We start from the raw sequence: 8,330 nt of genomic DNA on the forward strand, positions 1-8,330 counted from the left end.
ACCAGGAGCCAGGTTCCGTCGAGCACGGGCGGGCCGTCGGCATCGACGCCGGGCAGTGGCTCCCAGCCGATCCGGTACCGCAGACCGTCGCGGAGGTCCTGGGAACGGTCCCGTGCCCGCCAAGCCGACAGCGCGGGCAGCGCGGCGTCGAGCGTGGCTCGCCCGTCCGGGTCCGTGACGCCCAGCGCCTCGGCCAGTGTCCCGAGGTCTCCGCACTCCACGGCCGCCCAGAAGCGGTCCTCCCGTTCCTGAGGTGCGGGCTGGTCCGCCCGGCCGTCCCGCATCCAGTAGCGGTCACGGGCGAACGCGTAGGTCGGCAGCTCCACCGTGCGCGCTCCCGCGAACAGCGCTGACCAGTCCACGCGGACGCCGTGCGCGGACGCCTGGGCCACCGCGCCGACCAGGGCCTCGGCCTCGGGGCGGCCGCTTCGGAGGACGGGCACCAGCAGGATGTCGTCCGCGTCCGCCACGTCGGCCAGGCAGTCCTGGGCCATCGCCGACAGCACGCCGTCCGGGCCCAGTTCGAGACAGGTCCGTACGCCCAGGTCGCGCAGCGACCGCACGCCCTCGTGGAACCGTACGGTCTCGCGGACGTGCCGTGTCCAGTAGTCCGCCGAGCACACCTCCTCGGCGGGCACCGGCACCCCGGTGAGGTTGGACACCAGGGGGATGCTCGGCGGGCGGTAGGTCAGTCCGTCCGCGACGGCGCGGAACTCGTCCAGCATGTCCTCCATGTGCGGCGAGTGGAACGCGTGGCTGACCCTCAGCCGCCGGGTGCGCCGTCCCTCGGCGACCCATTGGTCGGCGATGTCCAGTACGGCGTCGAGGTCACCGGAGACGACCGTGGCGGCCGGGCCGTTGACGGCGGCGACACTCACGAAGCTCTCGAGGCCCACCAGCGACTCCCGCACCTCCTCCTCGCTCGCCCGGATCGCCACCATGGCGCCGCCGTCCGGCGCGGCCTGCATCAGCCGGGCACGGGCGGACACCAGCGCGCAGGCGTCGTCCAGGTCGAGGACCCCGGCGGCGTGGGCGGCGGTCAGCTCGCCCAGGGAGTGGCCCATGACGCAGTCGGGGCGGATGCCCCAGGACTCCAGCAGCCGGAGCAGGGCGGTCTCGACGGCGAACAGGGCGGGCTGGGCGTACTCCGTACGGTCCAGCAGCTCCTGGCCGGCTCCGAACACCACGTCTTTCAGGGGCAGCGGAACCCGGTCGCACACCGCGTCGAACGCCTCGGCGAACACGGGATACGTGTCGTACAGCTCCCGTCCCATGCCGACCCGTTGGGCGCCCTGGCCGGTGAAGACGAAGGCCGTCCCGCGGTCGGTGGCGGTGGCGGTCGCGGTCGCGTTCACGTGGAAGGTGTTCGCGGCGGGGAGGTCGTCGTACAGCGCCGACAGGCCCTGTAGGACGTCGGCGCGCTCGGCGGCCACCACCGCGCCCCGGAAGGGGAAGAAGCTCCGCGTGGACACCAGCGACCAGCCGACGTCGACCGGGCGCAGTCCCGGGTGGGCGATGAGGTGGTCGCGCAGCCGGAGCGCCTGCCGGCGGAGGGCCTGGGCGGAGCGCGCGGAGAGCAGAAGGGGAACGACTGGCCGGGTGCGGTCACGGTCGGGCGGTTCGGAGGTTTCGGAGATCTCGGAGATTTCCGGGGTCACGGTGGTTTCCGGGCTATCCCGGGTTTCCGGGGTGATCGCTTCCCGCTGTGTTTCGGTGGGGCCGGTTTCGGGGGCCTGTTCCAGGATGACGTGAGCGTTGGTACCGCTGATCCCGAACGAGGACACCCCCGCCCGACGCGGACGCTCACCCACCTCCGGCCACTCCCGAGCCTCCCTCAGCAGCGACACCCCACCCGACGACCAGTCCACATGCGGCGACGGCTCATCCACATGCAACGTGCCCGGCAGCACCCCGTGCCGCATCGCCATCACCATCTTGATCACACCCGCCACACCCGCCGCCGCCTGCGCATGCCCAATATTCGACTTCACCGACCCCAACCACAACGGCTCACCACCCGACCGCTCCCGCCCATACACCGCCTGCAACGCCTGCGCCTCAATCGGATCACCCAACACCGTCCCCGTCCCATGCCCCTCCACCACATCCACCTCACCCGCCACCACACCCGCACGACCCAACGCCTGCCGAATCACCCGCTGCTGCGACGGACCATTCGGCGCCGTCAACCCATTCGACGCACCATCCTGATTCACCGCACTACCCCGCACCACCGCCACCACCCGATGACCCCGCCGCCGCGCCTCCGACAACCGCTCCACCACCAACACCCCCACACCCTCCGACCACCCCGTCCCATCCGCCGCCCCCGCAAACGACTTGCACCGCCCATCAACAGCCAACCCCCGCTGCCTGCTGAACTCCACAAACGTCCCCGGAGACGACATCACCGTCACACCACCCACCACCGCCATCGAACACTCCCCCGCCCGCAACGCCTGACCCGCCATATGCAACGCCACCAACGACGACGAACACGCCGTATCCACCGTCACCGCCGGACCCTCGAACCCCAGCGCATACGCCACCCGCCCCGACAACACACTCGCCGTATTCCCCGTCCCCACATAACCCTCAACACCCTCAGGCAAAACCCCCAGCCGGGACGCATAGTCGTAATACATCACCCCCGCATACACACCCACATCACGCCCACGCAGCTCACCCGGCACCAACCCACCGGACTCCAACGCCTCCCATACCACCTCCAGCAACAACCGCTGCTGCGGATCCATCGCCACCGCCTCACGCGGCGAAATACCGAAGAACTCCGCATCAAACTCCGCAGCCCCGTAGAGGAAGCCGCCCTCGCGCACATAGCTCTTCCCCCAGCGTCCCGGGTCCCGGTCGTAGAGCGCCTCCACGTCCCAGTCCCGGTCCACCGGGAACACGGACACCCCGTCGCCGCCGGAGGCCACCAGGTCCCACAACCCCTCGGGGGATTCCACCCCACCCGGGAAACGGCACGCCATCCCCACGATCGCCAACGGCTCATCACTCGCCACCCCCGCACCCGACGACGGCACCACAACGGCATCCGCCTCACCACCGAACAGCTCACCACCCAGCTGAGCCGCCAGCGCCGCAGGCGTCGGATAGTCGAACACCAACGTCGCCGGAAGCAGGAGTCCGGTGGCCTCGTTGAGCCGGTTCCGCAGGTCCACACCGGTCAGCGAGTCGAAGCCCAACTCGCCGAACGGGCGCTGCGGATCGATGCCGTCCGAGGAGCGGTGACCCAGCGCCGCAGCGGTCTGCCGACGGACGAAGTCGAGCAGGGCCTGGTCCCGCTGGTCCGCGGGCAGGGAGCGCAGCCGGTCCCGTACCGCGCTGCCGGAGGCCGCACGGGCCGCACGGCGCACCGGCGCGGGGACGAGGTCGGCCAGCAGCGGCGGGACGTGGTCCGGGCGGTGGCGCAGCGCGGCGGTGTCCAGCCGCATCGGCAGCAGCACGGAGTCCCGCGCGGGGAGGGCGGCGTCGAAGAGGGCAAGCCCCTCGTCGGCGGACAGCGCACCGAGCCCGGCGCGCCGCATCCTCTCGGCGTCCGCCCGCGAGAGCTCGCCGGCCATGCCCATGGCGCCCTGCTCCCAGGGGCCCCAGGCCAGGGAGAGCGCGGGCAGGCCATGGGCGCGGCGCCGGCCGGCAAGAGCGTCCAGGAAGGCGTTGGCCGCCGCATAGTTGGCCTGCCCCGGGCCACCCAGAGTGCCGGACGCCGACGAGAACAGCACGAACGCCGACAGATCCAACCCCGCCGTCAACTCATGCAGATACCACGCCGCATCCACCTTCGGACGCAACACCGCATCCAACCGCTCCGCCGTCAACGAACCAACCACACCGTCATCCAGCACCCCCGCCGCATGCACCACCCACGCCAAATCCCCCACACCCGCCACCACACCCGCCAACGCCCCACGATCCCCCACATCACACGCCACCACCGACACCTCAGCACCCAGCTCCAACAACTCCTCCCGCAGCCCCACTGCACCCGGCGCCTCCACACCCCGCCGACTCACCAACACCAACCGCCGCACACCACGCTCCACCACCAAATGCCGAGCCACCACCCCACCCAACGCACCCGTACCACCCGTAATCAACGCCGCACCCCGAGCCCCGAAAACCTCCCCACCCTCCGACACCGACACACCACGAAGCCGCGGAACCAGAACCGTCCCGCCACGTACCGCCATCTGCGGCTCCCCGGAGGCCAGTACGGCCGCCAGTGCGCCCGTGAGCCCCGGGCCGTGCACATCGTCACAGCTGGTCAGGTCCACGAGCACGATCCGGCCCGGGTGCTCGGACTGCGCCGACCGCACCAGCCCCCATACCGCCGCTCCCGCCGGGTCGGCGGTCTCCTCCTCCGACACCGCGACCGCCCCGCTGGTCACCACGGCGAGCCGGGTGCCCGCGAACCGTTCGTCGGACAGCCAGGACCGGAGCGCCGCCAGCACCTGTCGGGTGGCGGTGTGCGCCGCGGTGGCCGGGTCATCCCCGCCGGGGACGGGAGCGGGGACCACCACCACGTCCGGCGGCGGCCCGGCCGAGGCCACCGCGTCGTCCCACATCCGGATGTCCGGCGCGGCAGACGTGTCCCCGGCAGCCGCGTCCCCGGCGGCCGGTTCGACCGGGGACCACACGGTCCGGAACAGCGAACGGCGGAGCGCGGCCCGCGCCGCACCGGCGAACTGTTCCTCGGACACCTGACGGAACAGCAATGACTCCACCGAGAGCAGCGGCGCTCCGGTCTCGTCCGCCACCTCCACGGACAGGGCGTCCTCGGCCGAGGGCGACAGCCGTACCCGGACGGTGTCGGCGCCGGCCGCGTGCAGCCGTACCGTCGTCCACAGGAACGGCAGACGGGCCGCCGCCCGGCCGGGTTCGGCGAGCAGCGAGACCGGGTGCAGCGCGGCGTCGAGCAGGGCGGGGTGGAGGCCGTACCGCCCGGCCTCGGTCCGGTGTTCCTCCGGAAGAGCCACCTCGGCGTAGATGTCGTCGCCGACCGCCCAGGCGGCCCGTACCGCCCGGAACGCGGGGCCGTAGCGGAAGCCCGCCTCGGCCAGGCCCGGGTAGAGACCGGTCACGTCGAGCGGTTCCGCGTGCGGCGGTGGCCAGGCCGAGGCCCAGGCGCACCCGTCCGTGGCCGCCTCGCGGGTGGCCGCCTCATGGGTGGCCGCGAGGGCTCCGCGTGCGTGCCGCGTCCAGCCGTCCGCCTCCTGGTCGGCCGTCGCGTCGCCGGGGCGGGAGTAGATCTCCAGTGGCCGCCGTCCCCGGTCGTCAGGGGCCCCGACCGTCAGCTGCAGCTGGACGGACCCGTCGCGGGGCAGGACGAGCGGGGTCTCCAGGGCGAGTTCGTCGAGGCGGTCGCAGCCGGTCAGCTGGGCGGCCCGGAGCGCGAGCTCGGCGAAGGCGGTCCCCGGCAACAGGACGGTGTCACCGACCACATGTCCACCGAGCCACGGCTGCCCCGCCAGGGACAGCCGGCCGGTCAGCACCAGCCCGTCGTGGTCGGCGGGTGTCACGGCGGCGCCCAGCAGCGGATGTCCGGCCGAACTCAGGCCGAGAGCGGTGACGTCACCCGCTGGGGCGCCGCCGTCCAGCCAGTACCGCTGCCGCTGGAACGGATAGGTCGGCAGGTCCACCCGCCGGGCCCCGGCCGGGAGCAGCGCCGTCCAGTCCACCGCGACGCCACGCACATGGCCGGACGCGACGGCCGAGCGCACGGAGGCGGCTTCCGGCCGGCCCTCGCGCAGCAGCGGAATCAGCGCGCAGGACGCGGAGACGGACTCCTGCCCCATGGCGGACAGCGCCCCCGCCGGTCCGAGCTCCAGGCAGGTGGCGACGCCCTGGCCAGCCAGTCGGCTCATCCCGTCGTGGAACCGTACGCACTCGCGGACGTGCCGCACCCAGTAGTCGGCCGTGCGGATCTCGGCGGCGCCGACGACGCGGCCGGTCAGGTCGGAGACGATCGCGATCCGTGGGGGCTCGTACGACACGCTCTCGGCGACCCGGCGGAACGGTTCGAGCATCGCGTCCATGAGCGGCGAGTGGAAGGCATGGCTGACCCTGAGGCGTTTCACCCGGCGGCCGGCCTCCTCCCAGCGCGACGCGACCGCGGCGACCTCCGCCTCGGCGCCCGAGATCACCGTGGCTTCCGGGCCGTTGACGGCCGCGACGGCGACCTGGTCATAGCCGGTCAGCGACTCGCGCACCTCGGCCTCGGCGGCGCGCACCGAGACCATGGCGCCGCCCGGCGGCAGCGCCTGCATCAGCCGCCCGCGCGCCGCGACGAGCCGGCAGGCGTCCGGAAGGGAGAGGACGCCGGAGACATGAGCGGCCGCGAGTTCGCCGACCGAATGCCCCAGCAGATAGTCGGGGCGCACCCCCCAGGACTCCAGCAGCCGGAACAGCGCCACCTCGACGGCGAACAGGGCGGGCTGCGCGTACTCGGTGCGGTCCAGCAGCTCCTGGTCGGCCCCGAACACCACGCCCTTGAGCGGCGTCGCCGTCTCCAGCCGCTCGCAGACCGCGTCGAACGCCGCGGCGAAGACGGGGTACGTCTCGTACAACTCCCGCCCCATGCCGACGCGTTGGGAACCCTGTCCGGGGAAGAGGAAAGCACACTCGCCCTCCGCGACCGTGCCCGTCACGGTGTCGGGGTCCGGCTCGTCCGCCGCGAGGGCGTCCAGCGCCCGCCGGAACCCCTCCTCGTCCGCCGCGAAGAGCACGGCCCGCCGCTCCAGCCCGGCCCGGAGCGTGGCCAGCGCCACGCCGACGTCGGCGGGACGGGCCTCGGGGCGGTCGTCGAGGAAGGCGCGGAGCCGCTCCGCCTGGGCCCGGAGGGCCTGGCCGCTCCTGGCCGACAGAACCCAGGGCAGCGGCGTCGGCGCGGTGCCGGTGAGGCCGTGGCGAACGGCTGGGTCGGCCTCCTCCCGGGGCGGTGCGTCCGGCGCCTGTTCGACGATCACGTGGGCGTTGGTGCCGCTGATGCCGAAGGACGAGACACCGGCCCGCCGGGGGCGTCCCGTCTCCGGCCACGGCAGCGGCTCGGCCAGCAGCGACACCGCACCGGCCGACCAGTCCACATGCGGGGTCGGCTCGTCCACGTGCAGCGTCCTCGGCAGCGTACGGTGGCGGATGGCCATCACCGCCTTGATGACCCCGGCGACACCGGCGGCGGTCTGGGTGTGGCCGATGTTCGACTTGACCGTGCCAAGCCACAGCGGCCGGTCGGCCGGCCGGTCCTGGCCGTACGTCGCCAGCAGCGCCTGCGCCTCGATCGGATCGCCCAGCGAAGTGCCCGTGCCGTGCGCCTCCACCAGATCGACGGCGTCGGCGGACATCTGGGCGGCGGCCAGCGCCTGCCGGATCACCCGCTGCTGCGCGAGACCGTTCGGGGCCGTGAGCCCGTTGCTGGCGCCGTCCTGGTTGACTGCCGTACCCCGCACCACGGCCAGCACCTGGTGCCCGAGGCGCCGCGCGTCGGACAGGCGCTCCAGCAGCAGGACGCCCACGCCCTCGCCCCAGGCCGTACCGTCCGCGGCTGCCGAGAACGCCTTGCACCGTCCGTCGACGGCCAGCCCCCGCTGCCTGCTGAACTCCACGAACATCGTCGGCACCGACATCACCGACACCCCGGCGACCAGCGCCATCGAGCACTCGTTCTGCCGCAGCGACTGGCCTGCCAGATGGAGCGCCACCAGGGAGGACGAGCACGCCGTGTCCACGCTCACCGCGGGGCCCTCCAGCCCCAGGGTGTAGGCCACCCGGCCGGAGACCACGCTCGCCGCTCCCCCGGTCAGCAGATAGCCCTCCACCTCGTCGTCCACCGCGCTCGCCCCGGACCCGTAGCCGAGCTGGGCAGCGCCGACGAACACCCCCGTACGGCTGCCACGCAGAGCGGTGGCGTCGATCCCCGCCCGTTCGAACGCCTCCCAGGACGTCTCCAGCAGCAGCCGCTGCTGCGGGTCCATGGCGAGCGCCTCGCGGGGGTTGATGCCGAAGAAGCCGGCGTCGAAGTCGGCGACGTCACGGACGAACCCTCCCTCGCGGACATAGCTCGTCCCGGGCCGGTCCGGGTCCGGGCTGTAGAGCGCGTCCAGGTCCCAGCCCCGGTCGTCCGACAGCGGGCCCATCGCGTCACCGCCGGAGCCCACGAGCCGCCACAGGTCCTCCGGGGACCGGACGTCACCGGGGAAACGGCAGCTCATGCCCACGATCGCCAGGGGTTCACGAGAGGTCTCGGTCAGATGGCGGTTCCGCTGCCGAAGCCGCTCGACTTCCTTGACGGATGCCCGAAGCGCCTCGAC

1 pseudogene is annotated in these 8,330 nt (G+C 72.9%); it reads right to left on the reverse strand.

The window, feature by feature from the left end:
* Positions 1 to 116 precede the first annotated feature (116 nt).
* Positions 117 to 8,330: pseudogene (locus LIV37_RS21825) on the reverse strand (type I polyketide synthase); the annotation flags it as partial.

Origin of the sequence: Streptomyces rapamycinicus NRRL 5491 (assembly GCF_024298965.1) — a bacterium.
Taxonomy (GTDB): Bacteria; Actinomycetota; Actinomycetes; order Streptomycetales; family Streptomycetaceae; genus Streptomyces; species Streptomyces rapamycinicus.